At 66.8% G+C, this 24,010-nt stretch carries 22 protein-coding genes and 1 pseudogene; 12 read left to right on the top strand and 11 right to left on the bottom strand.

Going from position 1 to position 24,010, the window contains the following annotated elements; genetic code table 11:
• Positions 1–185 precede the first annotated feature (185 nt).
• The 4 genes and pseudogenes from IV454_RS33580 to IV454_RS19590 all read left to right on the top strand — a co-directional run.
• Positions 186–263: pseudogene (locus tag IV454_RS33580) on the top strand (hypothetical protein); the annotation flags it as partial.
• A 14-nt stretch (positions 264–277) separates the two neighbouring features.
• On the top strand, positions 278–631 hold the full coding sequence (locus IV454_RS19600) for a GGDEF domain-containing protein (RefSeq protein ID WP_229521724.1): 354 nt from the start codon (positions 278–280) through the stop codon (positions 629–631).
• 33 nt (positions 632–664) lie between these two features.
• Positions 665–802: a hypothetical protein gene (locus IV454_RS19595; protein WP_206087448.1), complete on the top strand. Its 138-nt coding sequence runs from the start codon at positions 665–667 to the stop codon at positions 800–802.
• A 149-nt stretch (positions 803–951) separates the two neighbouring features.
• Positions 952–1,302: a VOC family protein gene (locus tag IV454_RS19590; RefSeq protein ID WP_206087447.1), complete on the top strand. Its 351-nt coding sequence runs from the start codon at positions 952–954 to the stop codon at positions 1,300–1,302.
• Positions 1,303–1,606: 304 nt separating this feature from the next.
• Here the strand turns inward: IV454_RS19590 and ribB are convergent, their stop codons facing one another.
• Together ribB and IV454_RS19580 are read right to left on the bottom strand one after the other, a co-directional pair.
• The gene (gene ribB, locus IV454_RS19585) at positions 1,607–2,251 is read right to left on the bottom strand and encodes a 3,4-dihydroxy-2-butanone-4-phosphate synthase (RefSeq protein WP_206087446.1); all 645 of its coding nucleotides are present in this window, start codon (positions 2,249–2,251) and stop codon (positions 1,607–1,609) included.
• Positions 2,252–2,282: 31 nt separating this feature from the next.
• Entirely contained in the window at positions 2,283–3,470 is a 1,188-nt protein-coding gene (locus tag IV454_RS19580) for an arabinose transporter (RefSeq protein ID WP_206087445.1), read from the bottom strand.
• A gap of 92 nt (positions 3,471–3,562) precedes the next feature.
• Between IV454_RS19580 and IV454_RS19575 the strand changes: the two genes are divergently transcribed.
• Positions 3,563–4,201: a TetR/AcrR family transcriptional regulator gene (locus tag IV454_RS19575; protein ID WP_206087444.1), complete on the top strand. Its 639-nt coding sequence runs from the start codon at positions 3,563–3,565 to the stop codon at positions 4,199–4,201.
• A 69-nt stretch (positions 4,202–4,270) separates the two neighbouring features.
• On the opposite strand, the gene IV454_RS19570 is transcribed toward IV454_RS19575, so the two are convergent.
• Positions 4,271–4,849, bottom strand: a complete 579-nt coding sequence (locus IV454_RS19570) for a hypothetical protein (RefSeq protein WP_206087443.1) — start codon at positions 4,847–4,849, stop codon at positions 4,271–4,273.
• A gap of 215 nt (positions 4,850–5,064) precedes the next feature.
• Here IV454_RS19570 and IV454_RS19565 point away from each other — a divergent pair, with 215 nt between their 5' ends.
• The 5 genes from IV454_RS19565 to cphA all read left to right on the top strand — a co-directional run bounded on the left by IV454_RS19565 (position 5,065) and on the right by cphA (position 12,008).
• The gene (locus IV454_RS19565) at positions 5,065–5,943 is read left to right on the top strand and encodes an isoaspartyl peptidase/L-asparaginase (protein WP_206087442.1); all 879 of its coding nucleotides are present in this window, start codon (positions 5,065–5,067) and stop codon (positions 5,941–5,943) included.
• Between the two features lie 96 nt (positions 5,944–6,039).
• Entirely contained in the window at positions 6,040–7,518 is a 1,479-nt protein-coding gene (locus tag IV454_RS19560; RefSeq protein ID WP_229521723.1) for an iron-containing redox enzyme family protein, read from the top strand.
• 22 nt (positions 7,519–7,540) lie between these two features.
• The gene (locus tag IV454_RS19555) at positions 7,541–8,551 is read left to right on the top strand and encodes a methyltransferase (RefSeq protein WP_206087441.1); all 1,011 of its coding nucleotides are present in this window, start codon (positions 7,541–7,543) and stop codon (positions 8,549–8,551) included.
• The gene (locus IV454_RS19550) at positions 8,548–9,405 is read left to right on the top strand and encodes a cyanophycinase (RefSeq protein WP_206087440.1); all 858 of its coding nucleotides are present in this window, start codon (positions 8,548–8,550) and stop codon (positions 9,403–9,405) included. Before IV454_RS19555 ends, IV454_RS19550 begins: the two co-directional genes overlap by 4 nt.
• Before the next feature lie 5 nt (positions 9,406–9,410).
• Entirely contained in the window at positions 9,411–12,008 is a 2,598-nt protein-coding gene (gene cphA, locus IV454_RS19545) for a cyanophycin synthetase (protein ID WP_206087439.1), read from the top strand.
• On the opposite strand, the gene IV454_RS19540 is transcribed toward cphA, so the two are convergent.
• Positions 11,976–13,055, bottom strand: coding sequence for an ABC transporter substrate-binding protein (locus IV454_RS19540; protein WP_206087438.1), 1,080 nt, complete (start codon positions 13,053–13,055; stop codon positions 11,976–11,978). The two genes, cphA and IV454_RS19540, sit on opposite strands and share 33 nt — an antisense overlap.
• 250 nt (positions 13,056–13,305) lie before the next feature.
• On the opposite strand from IV454_RS19540, the gene IV454_RS19535 reads away from it, so the two are divergent.
• A complete protein-coding gene (locus IV454_RS19535) occupies positions 13,306–14,733 on the top strand; it encodes an RtcB family protein (protein ID WP_206087437.1) in 1,428 nt (475 codons plus the stop codon).
• A gap of 232 nt (positions 14,734–14,965) precedes the next feature.
• Here IV454_RS19535 and IV454_RS19530 read toward each other — a convergent pair whose 3' ends face one another.
• From IV454_RS19530 to IV454_RS19505, 6 genes are all read right to left on the bottom strand, one after another.
• On the bottom strand, positions 14,966–15,409 hold the full coding sequence (locus IV454_RS19530; protein ID WP_206087436.1) for an Hsp20/alpha crystallin family protein: 444 nt from the start codon (positions 15,407–15,409) through the stop codon (positions 14,966–14,968).
• Between the two features lie 174 nt (positions 15,410–15,583).
• On the bottom strand, positions 15,584–16,210 hold the full coding sequence (locus IV454_RS33575) for an SDR family NAD(P)-dependent oxidoreductase (protein WP_370663756.1): 627 nt from the start codon (positions 16,208–16,210) through the stop codon (positions 15,584–15,586).
• Between the two features lie 149 nt (positions 16,211–16,359).
• Positions 16,360–18,642, bottom strand: coding sequence for a xanthine dehydrogenase family protein molybdopterin-binding subunit (locus tag IV454_RS19520; protein ID WP_370663755.1), 2,283 nt, complete (start codon positions 18,640–18,642; stop codon positions 16,360–16,362).
• A complete protein-coding gene (locus tag IV454_RS19515) occupies positions 18,639–19,676 on the bottom strand; it encodes an FAD binding domain-containing protein (protein WP_206087435.1) in 1,038 nt (345 codons plus the stop codon). The genes IV454_RS19520 and IV454_RS19515 overlap by 4 nt, the downstream gene beginning before the upstream one ends.
• The gene (locus IV454_RS19510) at positions 19,673–20,227 is read right to left on the bottom strand and encodes a (2Fe-2S)-binding protein (protein ID WP_206087434.1); all 555 of its coding nucleotides are present in this window, start codon (positions 20,225–20,227) and stop codon (positions 19,673–19,675) included. Before IV454_RS19510 ends, IV454_RS19515 begins: the two co-directional genes overlap by 4 nt.
• A gap of 139 nt (positions 20,228–20,366) precedes the next feature.
• Positions 20,367–20,597: a hypothetical protein gene (locus IV454_RS19505; RefSeq protein WP_054267374.1), complete on the bottom strand. Its 231-nt coding sequence runs from the start codon at positions 20,595–20,597 to the stop codon at positions 20,367–20,369.
• Positions 20,598–20,819: 222 nt separating this feature from the next.
• Here IV454_RS19505 and IV454_RS19500 point away from each other — a divergent pair, with 222 nt between their 5' ends.
• The gene (locus IV454_RS19500; RefSeq protein ID WP_206087433.1) at positions 20,820–21,191 is read left to right on the top strand and encodes a hypothetical protein; all 372 of its coding nucleotides are present in this window, start codon (positions 20,820–20,822) and stop codon (positions 21,189–21,191) included.
• Between the two features lie 35 nt (positions 21,192–21,226).
• Here the strand turns inward: IV454_RS19500 and IV454_RS19495 are convergent, their stop codons facing one another.
• The gene (locus IV454_RS19495) at positions 21,227–24,007 is read right to left on the bottom strand and encodes a winged helix-turn-helix domain-containing protein (protein WP_206087432.1); all 2,781 of its coding nucleotides are present in this window, start codon (positions 24,005–24,007) and stop codon (positions 21,227–21,229) included.
• Between the last annotated feature and the right edge of the window lie 3 nt (positions 24,008–24,010).

Below are 24,010 nucleotides of genomic sequence, written 5' to 3'. Positions count from 1 at the left end.
TTAGGTCAGCAACGTGGAGCCGCTATGATGCCACGGATGGGTCGGTTTTTCGGGGTGCCCTATCATTGATTTGAAATCCCCAGCGGTCCTCGCCCGCCAAAGAAGTATGTCAGCATTATTCGTCGGACGTGGTTCTGCCAGATCCTCACCTCAAGATCGGCATTGCGATCGACAGCTTGTCGAAAATGCCGATCACCGGAGTGCGCTGTTTCTTCAAGAAATACAACGATCATTACGGCCATCCGGCCGGGGACGCCTGCCTGCAATTCATCGGGCAATGCATCCGCACCGGCCGGCGCCGCGCCGGCAACTTGCGGCGCGCGTGGGTGGCGAAGAGTTTGCGATTTTGCTGCCGAATACGGACCTGTACGGGGCCATCGTGGTGGCCGAGTCGGTGCGCAGGCCGATCGCATCGGCCGGGCGCGAACACCAGGCCAATCCGGTCGGCATCGTCACCATCAGCTGCGGCGTGCACGCGCTGGTGCCGGCCAGGGGGATGGAGTCGAAACAGCTGGTCGAAGCGGCCGACAAGGCGCTGTACCTGGCCAAGTCGACCGGGCGCAACCGGGTGTGCCCGGATGCGCCGGCGGTATCGTCGCGGCGCGAGCGGGCATCGATCTTGGGCAGCTGAGGCGCGAGCGGCAAGCGGAGAGGAACGACCGGCATGACTGACACGATCGACGGCAGGTTTGAAACTGCCGCACTTGCCTTTGCGCTCAAGTTGCGGGAAGGCGACGTCGCTTCGGCGCACGAGGTGGCTGCCATGACCGCGATATTCGATGAACCGCGTATCGCTCACTGATCCCAAACCAGAGAAGTGTCATAACTCCTGACAAAACCTCTTGCTTGTCCCTGAGAGCAACACCATCGTACACTGAGTCATTACGACCGGCCGCTATCGCCTGCCATGAGTGGGCCTTGGCAGCCCCAGTCAATGCGAAGGAGTCAAAAATGCAAGTAAAACGTGTGGTTGCCAATGTCGAGTCGCACGATCCACGTCGAGCTAGCGCCTTTTATCAAGACGTTCTGGGCCTTGATCTTTTGATGGATCATGGTTGGATTCAAACCTACGGCTCTGGAACCGAAATGACCATTCAAGTGAGCTTTGCAGCGGAAGGTGCGTCAGGAACACCTGTGCCGGACCTATCGATCGAAGTGGACGATGCAGACGAGGCGCTCAAGCGTATGAAAGATTCCGGCTTTTCCATCGAGTATGGACCGGTTGAAGAACCTTGGGGCGTGCGCCGGTTCTTCGTTCGGGACCCGTTTGGAAAGCTGGTTAACATCCTCGAACACACCTGATTGCCATGCGATGCGAGGGCCTGGGACAACCGTTGTCCACCTCGATCGCCAGCCGGTTTCCGATGAATTGGACGGCTGCATGCGATAGGTGCCGCCAGCTCAACATGGGTCGCCGTTGGTGGCCCGGATTGAAGGTGCGCAGGTACACGATCCGGCGCCCGTCCAGAGTATGGGTATCGGGCAGTTCGGCGAAGCCCCCGACGAGGCGCTGCGCCGGATCCAGTCGAGGAGAACAGACGGCCTGATCGGACTCACCGGCCTCCTCGCGCGCCGCACAAGCGCTCTGGTCTGGCGCATCCAAGTCCTATGCCTCCCCGCTGCGCCACGCCACGATATCGGCCACCGACAGCACCGGCAAATCCCGGTCCGCCGCGAACCGTTCGATCTGCGCCCCGCGCATCATGGTCCCGTCGGCATTCATCAGTTCGCACAGCACGGCGGCCGGGCGCAAGCCCGCCAACACCGCCAGGTCGACCGATCCCTCGGTATGGCCACGCCGCGCCAGCACGCCGCCGGCCCTCGCCGCCAGCGGAAACACGTGGCCCGGGCTGACCACGTCGCCCGGCTGCGCATCCGGCCCGATCGCCGCGCGGATGGTGGCCACCCGGTCCGCCGCCGACACTCCCGTCGTCACCCCTTCCCTCGCCTCGATCGACACGGTGAACGCGGTCCCATGCCGGCTGCCGTTGCGCGCGCTCATGGGCGTCAGCGCCAGCGCGCTCACCGTTTCCGGCGGCAGGCACAGACACACGATGCCGCTGCATTCGCGGATCATCAGCGCCATCGTGTCCACCGTCAGCCGCTCGGCGGCCACGATCAGGTCAGCCTCGTTTTCGCGGTCGTGATCGTCCATCAGGATCACCGGGACACCCGCGCGCATCGCTTCAAGCGCGGCATGGATGCGATTGGCCAGGGCACTGGCAGGGAAGGTAGCAGTATGGTCCAACATAAAATATGACTCCGTTAAAGTAAAAAAATCATCAGGCAGGACCGGTGGCCCGCAAGCGCAGCGCCACGCAGGCCGATGACGCCACCGCCAGCGCGCCCGCCAGGTACACGCTGCCGACGTCCCAGCGCATGGCGACCATCCCCGCCAGCGGCCCGCTGACGGCCAGCGACATATCGAGGAAGGCAACGTATGCCCCCATGGCGGAGGCGCGGCTTTCGGGCGGCGCGCGGCGCACCGCTTCCACCCCAAAGCCGGGAAACGCGAGCGAATAGCCAAACCCGGTGATGGCCGCGCCGACGCAGGCCAGGACGGCCGTCGGCGCACTCCACATCAGCAGCTGGCCGGCCGCTTCGATCAGCACGCACACCAGCGCCACCCTGGCGCCGCCCAAGGTATCGGGCAAGTGGCCGAACAGCAGCCGCGCACCGATGAAGGCGGCGCCGAAGGACGTAAACGCCAGCGCGGCATCGCCCCATCCCTTGGCCGAGAACAGCAGCGCCGCGAACGCCGTGATCGCGCAAAAGCCCATGCTCGACAGCGCCAGCCCAACACCGGGCAGCCATACCGCCCGCAGCACTTTATAGAACGGCACCCGCACCTTGTGCGACGGCGCCAGCGCCGCCACGCGCGCCACGATGGCCAGCGCCAGCACGGGAATGAGCACGGTGGCCAGCGCGATACCGCAAAAGCCAAAACGCCCGTACACGAACACGCCCAGCGGCGCGCCGGCGGCGTAGGCGCCATACATGGCGATGCCGACCCAGGCCATGACCTTGCCCGCATTCTGCGGTCCGGCCAAGCCCACGCCCCAGCCCAGCGCCCCGGTCACCACCAGGCTTTCGGCGCAGCCGAGCAGCAGGCGCGCGCCGATCAGGATCGCCACCGCGCCATAGCCTGCCGGCGCGCCCAGCGACGCCAGATACGCCAGGCCGGAACAGGCGCCCAGGCCCAGGCCAATGACCACGGCGCGCTTGGCGCCGCGCGTGTCGACCATGCTGCCGGCCCAGGCGCGCGTCAGGAGCGCGGCGGCGAACTGGCTGGCGATGACGGTCCCGACCACTAGCGGACTCATCGACAAAGCCGATTGCAAATGCAGCGGCAACACCGGCAGCGCCAAACCCAGGGTCAGGAAGCCGACGAACACAGTCAAGGTAATCGGAAGTAATTCAAACAACAGGCTGCGCGGCGCGCTGGCCGCGGCATTCGATGGGGATTGCATGAAAATGCCTCACATAAAAACGAGTAAATGCTCGCGATATGAGAGAATACGAGCAATTGCTCATATTGAAAACTCGCATTCCAAGGACCATCATGCGCCCTCTTCCCACGCCCCGCAAAGCGCCGCGCCAGGCCCGTTCCCAGCACATGGTCGAGCAGATTTTGCAGGCCACGGCTCGCATTCTCGAAGAACGCGGCTACGCCGGCATGAACACCAATGCGGTGGCCGCGCGCGCCGGGGTGAGCGTGGGATCGGTCTACCAGTATTTCCCGAACAAGGATTCGCTGATCACGGCGCTGCATGAGCGCCATGGCGCCCAGATGTATGCCGCCATCGACGCGATACTCGACGGTGAAGCGCCGCGCACCCTGCGCGAGCACCTGGCCGCCATGGTGCATGCCTGGCTGGTGGCGCACCAGGTCGAACCGGAGCTGCACAAGGTGCTGGAAAAGGAATTTCCCTTTTTCGATGCGCCATCCCAGGACAGCGCGGCCGACAACAATTCCTTCCAGCGCATCCTGCGCTTGCTGGAACGGCACAAGGACGACATCGGCCAGCCCGACCCCGATCTGGCCACCTGGATGTTGTTGCGCATGATGGAGTCGCTGGTACACGCCGCCGTGATGGACGCGCCGCCGCGCTTTGCCGGTGCCGACATCGAACGCGGCATCGTCGACGCGCTGGAAGGCTTCCTGCGCGCCGGCAGCGGCGGTCAAGGCGCGCTGGCGTAGCCGCTGGCGTAGCCGCTGGCGGCCAGCGCGTACCACCGGCGCCTTGCGACAGAGTGCCGGTTGCCGCGATCAAACCGGTCGGAAACTGCTCCCGCCCGCAGCGCGGCCCTGATCGTTGAGCCGGATGGTGCTCGCCAACCCGCGGCTCAGGTCGGCCAGGATATCGGCATCGTCAAGGGTGAAGTGGATCTCCAGGTTGTCGTGGCTCATCACCCAGATGGTCCCGTAAAAGGCGCCGAACTGGCCGATCAGGGGTACCACCAGCGCTTCGTTAATGGGAACGCCAGTTTGCGCCATCCATGCGAAATACCGGTGCGGCTGAAGGAGCAGCTGGGTTTTTCGATACGAAAAGCACAGCCCGCACGGGCTATTGGAGCGGGGGAAACGCCGGCCTTCGAACGGCCCCAGAACTCCGGCCGTGGCGGCCCAGGTCAGCTCGTCCAGGTCGTCGTTGTCGAAAATGCTGATGCCGGCCGACTGCGCCGAGCAGCGCAGCAGCGCCTCCTCGCAACGCGGATGCAAGGCGTCGCGCAGGCTTGCGCCAGGCTGCGGCACAGCGCGCGGCACAGCGCGCGCTTCCAAGCGCGCCACGCCTGTCCGCGGACGCTCTTCGAGTTGCTCGGTCGCAATGATATCGGACAGTCTCATGCATTCCCCGGTGGGCGGCCGCAAGCGGCCTGAATACCCAGCATACGCCGATTTTATTAACTTAACAATTCGCAAACAAAACCACTTGCATCATTTTTACATTTACTCAAAGTTCTGGCGATGATGGCCGATGCGCCACAGGGTTAGGCAACGCACACTGGCGCCGCGCGCCGCTCCGGATAATCTCGAACACGTCCAATCAAGCGGGAACACCCATGTCCACTGCCCATGCCATTGTAGTCCACGGCGGCGCCGCTACCTCCAGCGACAATGAAGACGGCTGCGTCCGCGCCGCCGGCCTGGCGCTGGCCGCCCTGCAGCGCGGCGGCGACGCGCTCGATGCCGCCGTGGCCGCGGTGGTATCGATGGAAGACGACGGCCGCTTCAACGCCGGCACCGGCTCGGTGCTGTGCCTGGACGGCCAGACCATCGAAATGGATGCCGCCGTCATGGATACCCGGGGGCGCCTGGGCGCCGTGGCCTGCATCACGCAAGTCAGGAACCCGGTGCTGGTCGCGCGTGCGGTGGCCGACAGCCCGCACTGGCTGCTGGCCGGCGAGGGCGCCACCCGCTTCGCCCGCAACGGCGGCCACCCGCCGTTTTACCAGCCGACCGACAAGGCGCGCGCAGCGCATGCGCGCCTGCTTGCCGCGCTGGGCGAGCGGCCCGCGTTCGCGCGCCTGTGGAACTACGAGCGTCCCCTGGACCAGGCCGAAGAACGCGCCTGCGATACGGTCGGCGCGGTGGTGCGCGGCGCCGACGGACACTTTGCCGTGGCCAGTTCGACCGGCGGCTCGGCCCCTTCCCTGCTCGGCCGCGTGGGCGACACGCCCATCATCGGCAGCGGCTTTTACGCCGGCCCGCAAGGCGCGGTGGCGGCCACCGGCATCGGCGAGCAGATCGTGCGCCACCTGCTGGCGGGCACGGTGTACCAGTGGATCGCGGCCGGAACGCCGCTGGACCAGGCGCTCCAGCGCGGCATCGGGCTGTTCGCCCCGGCGGTCGCGGTCGGCCTGATCGCGGTGAGCAAGACCGATCAGGGAGCACGCGCCAACCGCGCCATGCCACACGCCATCATCGTGCCAGCCGCGTAATCGTTGTCTTACACAAGCACAGCTTGACCACCGATACGAGGCGCCCGGGGCGGCAGCGATAATGAGGCCTCTCTGAAAAATACAGTAACCGCACCCATGTCCACCATGCAAAGCACCGCATTCGCCACGCCCCCCATCCTCGCTGCGCGCCCATGCGCGCCGGCCACGACCAGCTGCCGCGCGCTGTACGACACCCTCTCGCAGGCCGAGGCGCCGGCCAGCGCCGCCGCCGACGCCCAAGCCTATCTGGTGAGCCAGCTGGCCCGCGCAAGATCGCAGCCATGCGACTTGCCCGACACCCCGACCGGCCTGGACGACTGGATCGCGCCGCGCAGCGCCGCCATCGGCGCGCTGTACCAGCAATACCTGGCCAGCCGCCGCGATGGCGCCGCGCGCCGCTACTTCAGCAACAAGGCGCACGCGCTGTACTTCCTGCGCCGCGTGGCGCCGACCAAACTGGTGGACGGCGCCTGGCTGTACGGCGCATTGCAGCGCTGGCAGGAGAACGACTTCCGCCCCCTGGTCAAGACCTACGTCGAGGAACTGGGCGACGGCCTGCCCGACAAAAACCACGTGGTGCTGTACCAGCGCCTGCTCGACAACCACGGCTGCGCCGACTGGGACGACCTCGGTGGCGCCCACTTCACCCAGGGCGCGCTGCAACTGGCACTGGCGCACGCGGGCGAAGGCTTCCTGCCCGAGATGATCGGCTATAACCTCGGCTACGAACAACTGCCGCTGCACCTGCTCATCACCGCCTACGAATTGAACGAGCTGGGAATCGACCCGTACTACTTCACCCTGCATATCACGGTCGACAATGGTTCGACCGGTCACGCGCGCGACGCCGTCAACGCGCTGCAACGGGTCATGTCGCGGGCGGCCGATCCGGCCGGCTTCTATCGGCGCGTGCGCGAAGGGTACAAGCTCAATGAGCTGGGCGAAAACACCAACTCCGTGATCGCCTCCTTCGACCTCGAAGAAGAACTGGTGCGCATCCTCGCCGCCAAGGCGGTGGTCGGACAGAATATGCACAGCGACTACTGCCGCGTGGCCGGCAAGACCATCAACGCCTGGCTGGCCGACCCCGAACAGATCCCCGGCCTGTTGCGCGCTTTTGAAACCACCGGCTGGATCAAGCGCGGCGCGGCGCCTCAGGAAAGCCGCTTCTGGGGCCTGCTGCAGGGCGATCACGCCGAGATGTTCGGCGTGTTTTCAAGCTACGAGCAGCAGGTGCTGGCCGACTGGATCGCCGCCCCTGCGCAGGCGGGCGAGCCCGCCGCCGGGGCGCCGCGCGTGGCCTCGTTCCGCGCCCTCCAGCGCGCGCTCGCCCCGGCCCGCAACGCGCCGCCCAAAGCCCACGGCGCGCGTGCCCTGATCCGCTACCCGTACGCCGGTCACGCCGGCGAGCACGAAGCGGAAAACGACCAGCTGCGCCGCCTCGAACAAGCCGTCGCGCTGGCGCCATCGACCGCCGCCGCCATGAAACTGCTGGTGGCGCACATGGCGCCATCCCGACACCACACCGCCACCGGCCTGATGGCAACGCGCATGTTCGTGCGCCTGCTCGGCTGACCAACAAAAACACAGGAACAGCATGAGCGCCCCCATTATCTCCATCGACGGTCACCGGCTCGACCAGGCACCTCCCATCGGCATCGCCGGCGAGGAACGCAAGGCCGCGCTGCATGCGCTGGGCTGCGGCCTGAAACAGCATGGCTACGCCTTCACCACCGTCACCCCGCTCACGCACAGCCGTGTCAACGCGCGCCTGGCCAGCGGCTGGGCACATGACCTGTCCGGCATTTTCGGCTGGAGCCGCGCCTTCAAGCCGGCCGTGGTTAACGCCACCCTGATGGACCTGATGCACGAAGCCGAGGTGGTCAACCACGACAACGGCATGCTGCGCAGCGTGCTGCGCGCCTCCACCCTGGACGGCCAGCTGTACCTGCATTCGGCCTACCCGACCAGCGCCGCCGACGCCGTGTTCTTCGGCCCCGACACCTACCGCTTCATACGCGCCATGCGCGCCTCGCTGGCGGCACGCACCGCGCCGGTCAGGCGCGCGGCGGACATCGGCTGCGGCGCGGGACCGGGCGCCATCACGATCGCACTGGCCCATCCGGACGCCAGGGTGTTCGCGGTCGACATCAACCCGGCGGCGCTGGTGCTCACCGACATCAACGCACGCATCGCCGGCGTGACCAACCTCACGCCCGTCGACAGCAACCTGCTGTCGGAGGTCGACGGCCACTTCGACCTGATCGTCGCCAATCCGCCCTATCTGATCGACCGCGAACAGCGCGCCTACCGCCACGGCGGCGGCGACCTCGGTGCCGGCCTGTCGGTGGCCATCGTCGACGAAGCCATCAAGCGCCTCGCGCCCGGCGGCACCTTGATGCTGTACACCGGCGCGGCCATCGTCGCCAATGCCGATCCGTTCCGCCAGGCGGTCGAACCGCGCCTGCGCGCCGCCGGTTTTCACTGGACCTACGACGAAATCGACCCTGACGTATTCGGCGAAGAACTCGACGAAGCCCCGTACGCCTACGCCGACCGGATCGCGGCGGTGTGGCTGTGCGCCACCCGTCCCGACGGCGGCGCATGAACGCGCCGGCCCAAGCCGGCACGCGCCGCGGCAGCCTCTTGATCATCGGCGGCGGCGAAGACCGCGAAGACGACATGCAAATCCTGGAGCGCTTCATCGCCCTGTGCGGTGGGCCCGACAAGCGCATCGTGGTGCTGACGGCGGCCACCCGCGTGCCCGAGCGCGTGTGGTCCATCTACGACGCCGCGTTCGGCGCCATGAACGTGGACAAGCGCAAGCCGGTGCACGTCGCCAGCCGCCTTGACGCCGACGATGCGGCCACGGCCGCCGACGTGGCGCAGGCGGACGGCATCTTCATGACCGGCGGCGACCAGAAGCGCCTGCTGGCCCTGATCGGCGGAACAAAGCTGGACGAAGCGCTGCACGCGGCCCTCGCGCGCGGCGCCTGCATCGCCGGCACCAGCGCGGGGGCGTCAGCCATGTCGGCTCATATGCTGGCCGACGGCAAGGCCGACCTGCATCCGGAAAAAGGCGCGGTCAGCCTGGGGGCCGGCATCGGATTTGTGCAGCGCGTGGTGATCGACCAGCACTTTTCGCAGCGCCAGCGGCTGGCGCGCCTGCTCACCGTGGTCGCGCAAAACCCGTATCTGCTCGGCGTGGGCATCGATGAAGACACGGCGCTGCTGATCGAAGCGGGCGGCGGCATCGAGATCCTCGGTGCTGGCGCCGTCACCGTCATCGACGGCCGTCATATGGTGTCGAACGTGGCCGACATCCGCAACCGCAAGGTGCCTGAAATGGTGGACGTGCGCCTTCACTTGCTGCCGTCCGGCTCCCGCTACGGCGGCCCGTGCGACACAGCAACGCCGGATGCCTTGTCCGATTTTTTGAAAATCATTACCAACATCGCGTAAACAACATGGACATCATCGAACAGCGCATCCTGCGCGGCCCCAATCGCTGGTCGCGGCTGACCTGCCTGCAAACCGTGGTCGATACCGGCGCTGTGCCGGCCATCGCGCCCGGCTTCGCCGACTCTCTGCATGCGCAATTACCCGGCATGGCCGGCCGGGGCAGCTACCCAACGTTGGCGCACGCGGTCGAACATGCGGCGCTGGAACTGCAAAACATGGCCGGCACGCCGGTCAGCTTCGGCTTGACCGGCAAGGTCGATGCGACGCAGTGGCGCATCGTCATCGCTTACCAGCGCGAGCAGGTCGCCGTCGAGGCGATGGCCCTGGCGCTCGACATGGTGCGGGCAATGGCGCGTGGTGAGGTACAGGACTGGGCCGGGCGCCTCGCCACACTCAAGGAAGTGGCCGAGCGCGGCGCCATCGGCACCAGCACGGCCGCCGTGGTCGACGCGGCGCGGGCACGCGGCATTCCCGCGCTGCGCCTGACCGACGAAGCCAATCTGTTCCAGCTCGGCTGGGGTAGCCGCCAGAAGCGCCTGCAGGCGACCGTCACGGGCGACACTTCCACCATCGCGGTCGGCATCGCCAGCAACAAGCAGTTGACCAAGTCCCTGCTCGAGCAGGGCGGCATTCCGGTACCCAAGGGCGGTGTTGTCGGCACCGCCGACGAAGCGGTGGCGCTGGCGGCGCGCCTGCGCTTTCCCGTCACCGTCAAGCCGCTCGACGCCAACCAGGGCAAGGGCGTCACGACGCAATGCACCGATGCCGACGCGGTCCGTACCGCTTTCGAATTCGCCCGCCAGTATGGGCGCCGGATCATCGTCGAACGCTTCATCGAAGGGCGCGACTACCGGCTGCTGGTCGCCGGCGGCAAGCTCGCCGCCGCTTCGCTGCGCCGCCCGCCGTCCATCCGCGGCGACGGCAGGTCCACCGTGCAGGAGCTGGTCGACCTTGAAAACCGCAATCCGGCGCGCGGCGAGGGCCACGCCAACATCCTCACCCGCCTGCGGCTCGACGAGCTGGCACTGGCGCTGCTGGCCGGGCAAGGGTTCGCGCTTGACTCAGTGGTGCCGGCCGGCGTCGAGGTGCAATTGCGCGGAAACGCCAACCTGTCCACCGGTGGCACCGCCGAAGACGTCACCGACCTGGTGCACCCTTCCACGCGCGAGATGTGCATCCGCGCCGCCCAGCTCATCGGTTTGGACGTGGCCGGCATCGACGTGATCTGCGCCGACATTTCGCAGTGCCTGCGCGAGCAGCGCGGCGCCCTGATCGAAGTGAACGCCGCTCCCGGCATCCGCATGCACGAATACCCGAGCCATGGCCAGGCACGCGACGCCGGCGACGCCATCGTGGAGGCGATGTTCGGCGCGAGCGATGGGCGCATTCCCGTCATCGCCGTCACCGGCACCAACGGCAAGACCACGACCTGCCTGATGATCGCCCACGCCGCCCGGCTGGCGGGCCTGTGCACAGGCGTGACCACCACCGAGGGCGTGTACATCGACGGCCACCGGATCATCGACGGCGACTGCGCCGGCTACCATTCGGCCCGGACCCTGCTCGCCACCCCGAGCGTCGACATCGCCGTGCTGGAAACGGCACGCGGCGGCATCTTGAAACGCGGCCTGGCGTTCGACCGCTGCGCGGTGGCGGTGGTGCTCAACGTGTCGGCCGACCATCTGGGGCTCGACGGCGTCGACAGCGTGGCCGAACTGGCCGCGGTCAAGGCGGTGGTGGCCAACGCCGCCTCGCGCGCGGTGGTCCTGAACGCCGACGATGGCCTGTGCGTGGCGATGGGCGCGCAGGTATCGGCCGACGTGGAGCGCATTTTCTTTTCCATGGACCCGGACAACCCGGTCCTGCTGCGTCACCTCGACAACGGCGGGCGCGCGGCCTACTTCCAGGACAATGCGCTGATCCTGGATGACGGCTCGCGCAGGCTGGAACTGCTGCGCGCCGAGCGCATGCCCGCCAGCCTGCACGGTCACGCGCGCTACAACATCGCCAATGCCCTGGCGGCCGGCGCCGCACTGATGGGGGCCGACTTCAGCCATGCGCAGATTGCCGTGGCCCTGTCGACCTTCGTGTCGGACCGCGAGAATAATCCGCTGCGCTCGAACATCTACAGCGCGCACGGCGTGACCATCGTGGTCGATTACGCGCACAACCCGGCAGCCTACGCGGCCATGGCATCGATGGCGCGTTCGCTCTCTAGCGGGCGCCGCATCGCGGTACTCACCTGTCCCGGCGACCGGCGCGAAGCCGACCTGCTCGACATCGGCCACACCTGCGCCGAAGGATTCGATGAACTGTTCGTGTACGAAGCCGATCCACGCGGACGCGCCAGCGGCGAAACGGCGCGCACCATTCTCGATGGCGCGCGCCGCGCCGGGAAAGACGAACGCCTGCTGCACGCCATCGTCCCGGTCAGCGATGCCTTCACGGCGGCGATGCAGTGCTGCCAGCCGGGCGACGTGCTGGTATTTGCCTGCGGGTCAAGCGCCACGGCACTGCGCGAGACGGCGCGCTACATCGACTCGCCGGCAGGCGCGCCGGTTCCTGCGCCATCAATACATCAAGCGACCGTCCCGCTTGAATAAGGCGATGTCGACGAATTCGGACATGGTGCTCTTGCGGTCGGCGGACAGGATCGTCATGCCGCCGATGTCGATCGGCGTGCGGCTGGCGGCCATCGTCTGCAGGCCGCCGCGCCCGGCCGCCTCCATCTGAATCACCTTCACCAGGGTCTTGGCGACGGCAAAGCCTTCGAGCGTGATGGCCGACACCGGCTCGTCGCGGAATTTTTTCATCATGTCGATATGCTCGGACTGCAGCCTGGACGCGGTGCTGCCGGGATTGGGCACCACCTGCGAAAACACGGTCCACTCGGTGGCGCGCGCGCCTGCGATTTCGCTCAAGGTGGCCAGGTTGATCAAGGAGGTGCCGGCCACGAAGGTGCTCGCGTCATGCTTGCGGAAGGCTTTCAGGAACTGCGAGGCGCCGATGGTATCGGCGATCATCAGCACCACCTTGGCGCCGGAGGCACTTAACTGCTTGGCGTCAGCCTCGATATTGGCCGACACGCGCGCCGTGCCGACCAGGGTCATGCCGCGCTTGCGCACTTCCTCGGACACCAGCTGGTAGATTTTCTGGTTGTGCGGCGTGTCCTGCAGGACAATGCCGATTTTTTTGAGACCCAGCTTGTCGAAATAGGCGAGGATGAACTGGCACTCGCGCTCCATGCTCGGACGCCAGAAGATCACGCGCCCGCGCGGCGCCGGGAAGGCGTCGGTCAGCGGCGCGAACAGCACATGGCGCGAGTCGGCAAACGCCGGCGCGGCCAGGATGGCCTGGGTCGACTCGGCTCCGATGGCGCCCAGCAGATAGTTCGCGCGATCCTGCTGGATCAGGGTGCCGGCCAGCCTGGCCGATTCGGCCGCCACGCCGTGGTCGTCGCGCACGGTATAGACGATCTTCTTGCCGTTGATGCCGCCCTTGACGTTGATGCTGTCGAAATAGGTGGTGATGCCGGCCACGTAATCGCGGCCGATGCTGCCGTTGGGACCGGACAGGTCGATCGCATGGCCGACCACGATCTGCTCGGCGGCGCCGGCGCGGGCAGCCGGCAGGGTTAAACAGATACTCATTGCCAGCCACAGGGCGCGGATACAGGACTTCACGGTCAACTCTCGGGGGTGAAAACCGCGATGGTACGCAACAGGTATGACAGGGCGATGACTTGCTGCAACTATGATTTCATTTTCACTCCAATCATATCGAAATCACCACACCTGCCTGCCCCTGCTATAATGCGCACTCTTCGTTGTATTGGCTGCTGCCTCTGAAGAAACCGCCTTTTCGAAGGTGCGTTTTTCTTCGTCTACTGAAAGCAGCCAAATGAGCACCACCGTATCGGCCAAACGCCTGGCCAAAGCCCTTGCCTCCCACAACATCTTCGCCGAACGCGAAGGCAATATCCTGCGCGTGCAGTCGACCTTGCGGTCCGACGTGCGCGCTGAAATCCTGCTGCCCGACAGCCTGCCGCTCGAAGCAAAAGCGGTCAGCCAACTGCTGGCATTTGCCGGCATGCGCCATCCGCATGGCGGGCATGTCTGCCGCGCCTGCGCCACACCAGACTTCCATCCCGGCGCGCCGGTACCGGTCGGCAGCATCCTCGTTACCAACCACGACTTCGTGGTGCCCGAATCGATCGGGCGCGACATCAACTGCGGCATGCGCCTGCACGTGCTCGATGTGCCGCTCGAACGGTTTTTGGCGCACAAGGAGCGCCTGGTGGCGCTGCTCAAGGGCGACTTGCTGGAAGCGGCGCGCAACGTGCCGACCACGCCAGCGGCCATGACGGCGCTGTTTTCCGACGGCCTGGGCGCCTTTTGGCGCACCATGCGCAACACACGCGAAGGCCTGTTCGCGCACATCGACTTCGCCCAGGTCGAGGCGGAGACGGCGCGCCTGTTCGCGGCCTCACACATCGCCGGCAATGCGCACTACGCGCCCGAAGCGCTGCAGGATACCCGCCGCGGCCTGCTGCGCGACCCCGGCCTTGCCACCCTCGGCGCCGGCAATCATTTTTGCGAATTTCAAACCGTGTCGCAGGTGCTGGACCGCCACCGCGCCTTTGAACTGGGCGTGCGCCCGGGCCAACTGGCGCTGATGGTGCACAGCGGCTCGCGCGATGTAGGCTCATACATCGGCACGCGCTGGATGGACCGCGCCAAAGCCGAGTGGCCATCCGGCGTGAAGCATCCGGAGTCCGGCCTGTATGGCTTGTGCGGGCCGCTGGCCGCCGAATACCTGACGGCGATGCACGCCGCCGCCCATTATGCGGACGCCAACCGGGCCCTGATCGTGGAACTGGTGCGCCAGCGCATCCGCCAGGTGTTCGGCGACCAGTCGATGCCGCTGGTATGCGACGTGCCGCACAATATCGTGCTCAGTGAAGCGGACGGCAATGTGCACCGCAAAGGCGCCACGCCGGCGCATGCGGGGCAGCCGCTGCTCATTCCCGGCTCGATGGGCGACGATTCTTACCTGCTCGACGGACTCGGTCACGAACGCTGGGCCAGTTCGGCCAGCCACGGCGCCGGACGGGCGGTGTCGCGCATGGAGATGGCGTGGAAGTCGAAGCACGACGCGGGTGCGGGCACGCAACGCCAGTTCGAGTGCATCACCTTGCGCGAGGAACGCCGCATCGAAGAGGCGCCGGGGGCCTACAAGCCGATCGGACCGGTGATCGAATCGCAGGTCGAGGAAGGACTGGTGCGCCCGATCGCCAAGCTGGCGCCGCTGCTGACCTTCAAGGCGTGAACGGGTGTCGAACCCTTCGCCGCCGCGATGTATGGTGGCACATTTTTCGGAACCGTCCGGGAGCCCTTTGCGCCGCCCCGTCTCGCGGACCGCGCCAACCGTTCCATCGCTGCGCAGCGGAACCATTCACACCATCCCGTCGCCGGCCGTGCCAACCGTCGCATCGCCGCACGGCGGGGCATTGGTTGGCGCGATAGCGCGCTGTCGGCAGGCCGGCCGCCGCCAGCCATCTTTACTGGACGGTCAATTGCTTGCCGCCGCTGCCAGGTTTCTTGGGCAGGGTCAGTTCGAGCACGCCGTCACGGCAGGTGGCGCTCGCTTTCTCTTCGTCTACCTGCTGGGGCAAGGTGAAGCTGCGGTATTGCTGGCCCTGGAAGCGCTCGCGCCACACACTGCTGCCTTCCTTGTGCTCCTGCTCCTGGCTGACATCGGCGCTGATGGTGACTTCATTGCCATTGATGGATACCTTGACGTCTTCCTTTTTGACGCCGGGCATGTCGGCCCGCACCACGAAGGCCTGGTCGGTTTCGCTGACATCCATGCGGATGCGCTCGCTGTCGAAGGCGCGCAAGGGGCGCATCAGGTCGAAGGCGTTGAACAGGCTGTCGAAACTGCGGAAAGGGTCCATTTGGCTGATCGGGCCAACGGGGTCGAAACGGGTGAGATGACTGGCCATTCGCATTCTCCTTCAGTTGAGTTATTCGGATTGCGGCTTGGCTACTGTGGTCCTGCGCGCCGCCGCGCCGTGCCAGATACCCGATCATATGCGCGCTATCGTCGCGTTATCTGAGCCAGCTCAAATGCGCGCCACTTCGTCGCAGTCCGCTTTTACGCCGGCGCAAAACGCCACTCAGGCGGACCATGGCTGCGGACGGAACCGTGGCCCCCTGCGGCCGCGCCACCTTGCGTCAGCCCATGAATTGCCCGCCGTTGACGTCGAAGGTGGCGCCGGCGATGAATCCGGCGTCGTCGGACGCGGGAAACGCCGCCATGCGGCCAATATCGGGCGGGACACCGATCCGGCCGACCGGAATGGCGGCGACGATGGCTTGCAGGTGCCCGGCGCCAGCGCGGCGAGCATGTCGGTATCGCAGTAGCCGGGCGCGATGGCATTGACCGTGACATTTTTTGATGCGTTCTCCAGCGCCAGCGCCCTGGTAAAGCCCCGGCACGCCCGCCTTGCTGGCAATGGCGGTAACCGGGCGCAGATCGCCGCCCGCCAGCGGCAAGCTGGCCGCAACCCGCTCGAACTGCTCCAGCGCACGCGCGCACGGTCGCGCATGGTGTCGAGATACGGCGTGATGGAGGGAGCGGCGTAGTCGACGGCGACCGTTTCGCGCAAAAAACGGGTGACGCCGCTGCTGGCCAGGCCGATAAGATGCGCCTGTTCCACCAGCGCCAACTCGGCCGCGAAAGAGTAGCACGCCCCGGCATTGGGAATGTCGTCGACGTGCACGACAATCGTTTTAAAGCTCATGATTTCCCCCGGATCGCCACCGCAAGGGCGACCTTGCCCGCCCTGCTCCGCCTCCACTGTATGACGCTGGTCAAGCGGGGATTTGAGGCAGATCAATGTGCGCACCCGAACCAAACGGCGCGCGCTGACGCACCCCGCCGGACGCGCGTTTACGGGGCCATCACCTTGTCCGGCGTCATCGGCGTGCTGCGCACGCGGCGGCCGGTGGCGTGATAGATCGCGTTGCACACCGCCGCCGCCACGCCCACCTGGCCGATTTCGCCCACGCCCTTGGCGCCCAGGCGGCTGACGATGCGGTCGTCCTCCTGCACGAACACGACGTCGATCTCGTGGATGTCGGCGTTGACCGACACGTGATACTCGCCCAGGTTGTGGTTCATGAAGCGGCCGATGCGGTCGTCGGACTGGCTTGCTTCGTGCAGCGCCTGGCCGATTCCCCACACCACCCCGCCGATGATCTGGCTGCGCGCCGCCTTGGCGTTGATGATGCGCCCGGCCGCAATGGCGCTGACCACGCGCGTTACGCGCACCGTGCCGAAGGCTTCGTCGACCCTCACCTCGACAAACACTGCCGAGTGGGTGGCGCGCAGGTAGTTCTTCTGCTTGAGCACATTCGGCAGCATCATGTACTTTTCTTCCAGCCGTCCGGCGCCATCGAACGCCACGATCGCCGCCAGCGCCAGCGCGTGGCTTGGCTGCGCACGCAGGCGCAGGGTGCCGCCGGCAAATTCGGCATCCTCGAAGCGCGCCTTGGCGAACGGCGAATCGGGCATCGTGCGGGCCAGCTTGAACAGGCTCTTTTGCAGCTTCTCGCACACACCCTGCACGGCCGATCCGACCGTGGCCACGTGCGAGGAACCGCCTTCGACCGGCGCCACCGGCAGGGTCGAGTCGCCCAGCTGGAAGCGCACCCGTTCGAGCGGCATGCCCATCGTGTCGGCCGCAATGATGCACATCGCCGTGTAGGTGCCGGTGCCGATGTCGGTGGCGGCGCTGCTCACCACCAGCTTGCCGTCGGCGTGCAGCACGGCGCTGGCGCGCGCGAACATCTGCATCGCGTCCCACATGCCGGTCGCCATACCCCACCCAATCAACTCGTGGCCTTCGCGCATGGAGCGCACCGCGCCCGGACGCCGGTGCCAGCCGAAGCGCTGCGCACCCTGCTCGTAGCAGGCGCGCAGCTCCTTGGTCGAATACGGCAAGCCCTCGGTCGGGTCAAGATCCGCGTAGTTTTTCAGGCGCAGCGCGAGCGGGTCCATTTTCAGTTCGTACGACAGTTCGTCCATCGCCACTTCGAGCGCGTGCACGCCGTGGGCGGCGCCCGGCGCGCGCATGTCGATGGGGCTGAAGCGGTCCAGCGCCACCAGCTTGTAGCCGAGCCGGATATGCTCGCAGGCGTACAGCTGGCCCGACCAGTTGACCACCGCTTCCACGTAATCCTCGTTGCGCGAGGTTTCGGCCAGCGCTTCGTGGATGATGGCGGTCAAGGTGCCGTCCGGGCGCGCACCCAGGCGCACCTTCTGGACGGTTTCCGGGCGGTGGCCGAAGCTGAACATCTGCTGGCGCGTGAGCACCACCCGCACCGAGCGTTCCAGCTTGAGCGCGGCCATCACGGCCAGCGCCAGCTGGTATTGCGGGCGCAGGCCGGAACCGAAGGCGCCGCCCACGTATGGGTTGCGCACCGTGACCTTGTCTTTGGACAGGCCGAACACGTGCGACACATACCAGCGGCTGTTCTGCGAGCTCTGTGTTTTATCGTAGATGGTCAGGTGGCCGTCAAGGCCGCGCACCACGGTGGAAGCGAACATTTCCAGCGGGTTGTGATGTTCGACCGCGCTGTAATACTCGCCTTCCATCGTCACCAGCGCCTTGTCCCAGACCTCGTCGGCGAAGCCTTTCGGCTCGGGCGGGGGCGTGTAGCCGGCCTTCAGGCGGCTCGGCTTGTGGCTGCGTTCGAGGTGGTCGAGCAGGCACGTTTCGTGCGGCTCGGCCTCGTAGGCGATATCGACCAGCGAGGCCGCATGGCGCGCCGCCTCGAACGTGTCGGCCACCACCAGCGCCACCGGCTGGCCGCTGCTGTGGATCCTGTCATCGTAGAGCGGGCGGAAGGGCGAGCCGCCCGGTGCCGTCATGTCCTTGTAAAACAGGTCGAAGGAGCGGATGCGCGGGCGGTTCTGGTGGGTGATCACCTCGATCACGCCGGGCACGGCAAGCGCCCTGCCCGCATCGATGGCGGCGATGCGCCCCTTGGTGATGGTGCCGCTGACGACCACGCCGTACAGCAAGGCCTCGGCCGGGTGTTCGGCGGCGTAGCGCGCCCGGCCGGTGACCTTGTCGCGGCCATCGACGCGCGAGACGGCCATGCCGATGGTGACCGGTCCGGTGCCTTCGTCGGCCACCGGGGTGCGCAGTGCTTCAATGAGATCGGTCACAGTGGCTCCTTGCCGGCGCTGGCGGGCGCCGCATGCATGTTGTCGATGGTGCCGGCGGCGGCCTGTCCGAGCGCGCGCACCACGGCGCGGCGCGCCATCGGGATCTTGAAATCGTTTTGCCCGTGGCCGCGCGCGCCGGCCAGCAGCAGCTCGGCGCAGGCCTCGAAGGCGGCGCTGGCGGGCTGCTTGCCAAGCAGCGCATCCTCGGCCGCGGGCACGCGCCACGGTTTGTGGGCCACGCCGCCCAGGGCCACGCGCGCGGCGCGCACGGTGCCGTCCGGGCCGATGTCGAGCGCGGCGGCGACCGACACCAGCGCGAATGCGTACGAGGCGCGGTCGCGCAACTTGAGGTAGGCCGAGTGGGCGGCGAACTGGCCGGCCGGCGGCAATTCGATGGCGGTGATCAGCTCACCGGGCAGCAAGGTGTTGTCGCGCTCGGGATTGGCGCCGGGCAGGCGGTGAAAGTCCGTAAAGTCGATGCGCCGTTCACCCTGCTCCGAGCTTGCGTGCACCACGGCCCCCAAGGCCGCCAGCGCCACGCACATGTCGGACGGGTGGGTCGCGATGCAATGCTCGCTCGCTCCCAGGATGGCATGCTGGCGGGTCAGGCCGCCGATGGCGGAGCAGCCGCTGCCCGGAACGCGCTTGTTGCAGGGCACGGCGATGTCGTAAAAATAGTGACAGCGCGTGCGTTGCAGCAGGTTGCCGCCGTCGCTGGCCATGTTGCGGATCTGGGGCGAGGCGCCGGCCAGGATCGCCGCCGACAGCAGCGGGTAGCCGCTGCGTACCAGCGGGTGATACGCGGTGTCGGCATTGCGCGCGGTGGCGCCGAGCAGCAGGCCGCCCTGCTCCGTGGGCGCGATGGTGTCGAGCGGCAGGCTGTTGATGTCGACCAGGGAGGCGGGGCGCATGACGCCCTCTTTCATCAGGTCGATCAGGTTGGTGCCGCCGGCGATGTAAGCCGCACCGTCGCGGGCGGCCAGGCGCAGCGCCTCGGCATGGGCCTGGGGCGCGTGGAAAGTGACTGGATTCATGCGGGCACCGTGCCGGGAAGGTAGGGGCGGTCGGGATTGTCCTTGTGTTCGGCCAGGCCCATCACCTGCGTGACGGCCGCGATGATCTGCGGATAGGCGCCACAGCGGCAAACGTTGCCGCTCATCAGCTCGCGTACTTCAGCCACGGTGCGCGCCTCGCCTTCGCGCATCAGGCCGACGGCCGAACACAGCTGGCCTGGTGTGCAGTAGCCGCACTGGAAGGCATCGTGATCGATGAAGGCTTGCTGCAGCGGATGAAGCTGGCCGCCATCGGCCAGCCCTTCCACCGTGACGACCTCCTTACCGTTTTGCATGACCGCCAGGGTCAGGCAGGCATTGATGCGCTTGCCGCCGACCAGCACGGTGCAGGCGCCGCACTGGCCGTGGTCGCAGCCCTTCTTGGTGCCGCTCAAGCCCAGGCGCTCGCGCAGCAGGTCAAGCAGGGTGACCCAGGCTTCGACCTCGCACTGGCGCTGCTCGCCATTGATGCGCAGGCTGATAGGATAGGTGGCGACGGCCGGCGCGGGGCCGGCGGTGGTGTGTGCGTCCATGGATATCGGCTCGGCGTGTGTGGGCGCCAACTTTATCCAGAATGCACTTTTTTGTCTGTTAGCGAACGTACATTCGTTACTTGCGGTCTTCTATTTTTGTGTCGCGTCGGTCACATTTCCAGGCAGGCGCGCGCCCGGCTCAGCCGCAGGTGCCCTTGACGCTGTTGTTTAAATGGAACTGCTCCCAATCGGTGAGGCGGCGGGTGGCCGCGCCCTGCAGCACGCGCTCGGCCACGGCAAGGGGAATGTCGGAGGCGCGGAAATACGCAAGCGCCACCTGGCGGCTCAGGGTGCGGTCGTAGGTCACGCCAAGGTCGACCAGCAAGGACAAGCCGCTGTTGGCGCACTGGCGGCGATCGGGAGCGTTCAATGGTCGGCCTTTCTGCTCAGGTTTGACTACCCTTTTTTACATTAACCGAGATTGATCGCGTCCACAAATAGGGCTTTTCTATTGGTGATTTCTCAACTGGAAATGCAAAATAATTTTCGCGACACCATTGACTTATTTGACCGGGCGAGTATTGCGTAACCGTGTTGGCGGCCTTCGTTCAGCAGTGATAAATTGACTACTTATGGTAACAGGGGAGGCGGCATGGAACGCTATGAACGCCACTTCGTATCTCAGCGAATTGGCAGAGCGGTAGGGGCGGTGGAGTTTGATGGAACTGGCGTGGGCGTGGTGATCATCACGGCGACGGGTTCGCCAGCGCGGTTAGTGTTTTCGTTCACTTTAGCAGGGGGGCCGGAAGGGAACGAGGCAACGCCGGCGCTGGCCGAACTGCTGTTACGAACAGCCATCTCTCAAGTACATAAAGAGATAGCCAAGCCGACGCTGCGGATGGGGCCGGACGAATGCCGCAGCCTGTCGAGTGCCTGCGCGCCATGGATTGGCGACCTGGAGGGGGAGCCGTACGGCATGGCCGGGCCGGGCTATGCCTTGCAAGGATCAAGGGAGAATGAATAAGGGCGAACCAATAGCGGGCGCGGTCCGCCCCGGCCTCAGATGAGGCGCAGTTCGCGCGCCCGGGCGATCGCGGCCGTGCGGCTGCTGACCAGCAATTTTTGGTAGATATTGCGCAGATACCATTTGACCGTTCCTTCCGAAATGGCCAGTTGCACCGCCAGGTGCCGGTTGTCCAGCCCGCACTGCAACAGTTTCAGGATCTCGACCTCGCGCTGGGTCATTTTCACGGCTGTGCCGAGCCCGCCACAAAATGGCGGGGTGCTGGCGGGGGCATCATCGCAGGCGCTGAACAGGCTGTTCAGATAGTCGTGCTCCGCGCTGCTGCCGCCCGGCGCCGCCGGCCGGTCCCCGCGCCGGCGCAATTGCTCCAGTACCGCGCGCACCTCCGGTCCCTCATCCACGATCGAACGCGACAGCCCGCCGGCGGCGCCCAGTGCGAGCGCGCTACCGAGCACGGCGCAGGCATCGTCCATCCTGCCGGTTTGCTGCAGCAGCACGCTTTTCAGCGCCAGCAGGCGCACCGTCAGGCGCACTCGCTGCTGCTTGCGCGTCTGCGCCAGCAAGTCGTCGATCGACAGCCCCAGCCCCTGCAGGCGGCCGGTGGCCAGGCGCAGGCGCAGTTCGATCAGCACCAGCTCGGACGGGCGCGCCAGACCGGCGCCCTCGCCCGGCTGCGCCAGGTCGATCCCGGCGCCGCGCCCGACCTTGAGCGCTTCGTCGATGCGCCCCTCCTGCAAGTAAACCCGCACCCTTTCGGCCTGCAAGGCCACGGTCAGGCGCGGCAGGCTGCGCTCGCGCGCCAGTGCCAGGCCATCGGCCAGGCAGGCGTTGGCAGCCTCGCCCTGGCGATCGCAACGCAGCACGCGCGAGGCGGTCAGGAAGGCGGCGATAAAATCGGTCACCAGGCCGTACTTGGACGACATGTCGAAAGCGTTGGCCAGCACCGTGCGCGCCAGGTCGACATGGCCGCATTCGTAGGCCGCATCGGCCAGCTGGATGCCGGTGTTGGCGGCGATGATCGAATAGGTGCCCAGCTCGCGGCAGTTTTCCTCGTACAGGGCGGCGAGCCCCTGTTCCGCCTCGCGCGCCTGGCCGCGTTCGCGCGCGAGCACCCAGCGCATGCGGCGGCAGCCGACCACGCCGGAATAATAGTCGCAGCGCTCGTAGAACGTCTGGGCGCTCGCGCTCAGCGCCAGCGCCTCGCGGTAATCGTGTTCGATAAAGGCGAAGCAGGCCGCCGCCAGCTTGACCCGTGCGATGTCGATCGGATTGCCGCTGCGCTCCCATTGCGCGCCCCAGGCCCGTTTGCTTTCGCGCACGCGCTCGACCCGGTTGCTAAACACATGAAACATATACCAGCAGATCTGCAGGTCGCCCAGGATGGCCGCATCGATCGCGTCCTTGCCCTCGTAGACGCTGACCGCGTAGCGCAGCGCCAGGTCCGACTCGATCGCCAGCAGCGCGCTTTGCGCTTCGCGCAAGCGCCCGCTCCACATCGCCGAGCGCACGTACGACAGGCGCAGGCCGATGCGCTCGAACAGGGTGTCTTCCGGCAGGCGCTGATACCAGCGGATCAGCTGATCGTGGTCGCCGCGGCGCTGGGTGACATCCTCGACGCAGCGCTCGATCAGGTCGGCCGCCAGATGCAAGTCGCCCGACTGGAAGGCGCAGGCGATGGCCTCGTCCTGCAAGCCTTCGCGCGCGAACCAGGCGCTGGCCGCGCGGTAGGCCAGGCAAGCCTGGTCGGGCGCGCCGGCGGCGGTGGCGCCGCGCAGGTAGTCGGACAGCAGATGATGGTAGCGGAACCATTGCCCGCCATCGTCGAGCGCGATCAAAAACAGGTTGTGAGCGCGGATCCAGGCGATCGTGGCGCCGGCATCGTGCTGGCCCAGCGCGTCGCTGCACAGCGCCGGCGAAAAGCGGTCGAACAAGGCGGTCAGGCTCAAAAAGCGCATGACGGCCGGCGGCACCTGCGCCAGCACCGCTTCGAGCAGATAGGCGCTGACGTCGCGGTCGGTGCCGGAAAACTCGTCGATGAAGCCGGCGCCGCGGCCCTCGGCCTGCAGGGCCATCGCCACCAGCTGCAAGCCGGCGGCCCAGCCCTCGGTGCGCTCGAACAAGGTGCGCACCTGGTCCGCGCTCAGCGCCGGCAGTTGCGCGGCGCTCAGGAAGCACGCGGTTTCGTCCAGGGTCAGACTCAGTTCGGCGCTGCCGATGTCGGCCAGCACCTGCTGGCGGCGCAAGCCATCCATGCCGGCCGGCAGGCGGTAGCGGCTGGCGATCAGCACGCGCAGGCAATCCGGGCTCACCTTCAGCAGCCACGCCAGCACCGCGTGGACCGCGGGGTTGTCGATCAGGTGATAATCGTCGAGGAACAGCGCCAGCGGCGCGGCGCGCGCGGCCAGGTCCTCGCACACCGAGCGCAAAATGGCCTTGAGCGCATCGACATTGGCCTCGCTCACGTCGGCCAGCATGTACTGGCCCACGCCGGGCAGCGCGCGCTGGACCGCCTCGATCACATATTGCAGAAAGCGCGCCGTTTCGTTGTCCTGCGCGTCCAGGCTCACCCAGCAGGTGGCGCAGCCCTCGGCGTCGAGCGCGCGCGCCAGCTTGAGCAAGGAGGTGGTCTTGCCGAAGCCGGCCGGCGCGCTCAGGCACACCACGCGCCGCGCCAGGGCCGCCGTCAGCGCGCGGTCCAGGCGCGCCAGCGCCACCAGTTCGCCCGCCACCTGCGGGCGGCGCAACTTGGTTTCGATGAAGCGCCCCTCCGCACGCGGCGCGCGCGGCATCGTCAGGGCGGGGTCGGGCGCGGCCATCCG

This window comes from Massilia antarctica, assembly GCF_015689335.1.
Lineage (GTDB): Bacteria > Pseudomonadota > Gammaproteobacteria > Burkholderiales > Burkholderiaceae_D > Telluria_A > Telluria_A antarctica.
This window is presented reverse-complemented; position numbering and strand designations above follow the sequence as displayed.

Bases quoted from the DNA above. Each gene is read 5' to 3' on its own strand.
- IV454_RS19590 (WP_206087447.1), top strand. From the start codon at position 952: ATGCAAGTAAAACGTGTGGTTGCCAATGTCGAGTCGCACGATCCACGT.
- IV454_RS19595 (WP_206087448.1), top strand. From the start codon at position 665: ATGACTGACACGATCGACGGCAGGTTTGAAACTGCCGCACTTGCCTTT.
- IV454_RS19530 (WP_206087436.1), bottom strand. From the start codon at position 15,409: ATGGCCAGTCATCTCACCCGTTTCGACCCCGTTGGCCCGATCAGCCAA.
- cphA (WP_206087439.1), top strand. From the start codon at position 9,411: ATGGACATCATCGAACAGCGCATCCTGCGCGGCCCCAATCGCTGGTCG.
- IV454_RS33575 (WP_370663756.1), bottom strand. From the start codon at position 16,210: ATGAGCTTTAAAACGATTGTCGTGCACGTCGACGACATTCCCAATGCC.
- IV454_RS19495 (WP_206087432.1), bottom strand. From the start codon at position 24,007: ATGGCCGCGCCCGACCCCGCCCTGACGATGCCGCGCGCGCCGCGTGCG.
- IV454_RS19540 (WP_206087438.1), bottom strand. From the start codon at position 13,055: ATGAGTATCTGTTTAACCCTGCCGGCTGCCCGCGCCGGCGCCGCCGAG.
- IV454_RS19555 (WP_206087441.1), top strand. From the start codon at position 7,541: ATGAGCGCCCCCATTATCTCCATCGACGGTCACCGGCTCGACCAGGCA.
- IV454_RS19510 (WP_206087434.1), bottom strand. From the start codon at position 20,227: ATGGACGCACACACCACCGCCGGCCCCGCGCCGGCCGTCGCCACCTAT.
- IV454_RS19580 (WP_206087445.1), bottom strand. From the start codon at position 3,470: ATGCAATCCCCATCGAATGCCGCGGCCAGCGCGCCGCGCAGCCTGTTG.
- IV454_RS19575 (WP_206087444.1), top strand. From the start codon at position 3,563: ATGCGCCCTCTTCCCACGCCCCGCAAAGCGCCGCGCCAGGCCCGTTCC.
- IV454_RS19535 (WP_206087437.1), top strand. From the start codon at position 13,306: ATGAGCACCACCGTATCGGCCAAACGCCTGGCCAAAGCCCTTGCCTCC.
- IV454_RS19515 (WP_206087435.1), bottom strand. From the start codon at position 19,676: ATGAATCCAGTCACTTTCCACGCGCCCCAGGCCCATGCCGAGGCGCTG.
- IV454_RS19570 (WP_206087443.1), bottom strand. From the start codon at position 4,849: ATGAGACTGTCCGATATCATTGCGACCGAGCAACTCGAAGAGCGTCCG.
- IV454_RS19600 (WP_229521724.1), top strand. From the start codon at position 278: ATGCATCCGCACCGGCCGGCGCCGCGCCGGCAACTTGCGGCGCGCGTG.
- IV454_RS19550 (WP_206087440.1), top strand. From the start codon at position 8,548: ATGAACGCGCCGGCCCAAGCCGGCACGCGCCGCGGCAGCCTCTTGATC.
- IV454_RS19560 (WP_229521723.1), top strand. From the start codon at position 6,040: ATGTCCACCATGCAAAGCACCGCATTCGCCACGCCCCCCATCCTCGCT.
- IV454_RS19500 (WP_206087433.1), top strand. From the start codon at position 20,820: ATGGAACGCTATGAACGCCACTTCGTATCTCAGCGAATTGGCAGAGCG.
- ribB (WP_206087446.1), bottom strand. From the start codon at position 2,251: ATGTTGGACCATACTGCTACCTTCCCTGCCAGTGCCCTGGCCAATCGC.
- IV454_RS19565 (WP_206087442.1), top strand. From the start codon at position 5,065: ATGTCCACTGCCCATGCCATTGTAGTCCACGGCGGCGCCGCTACCTCC.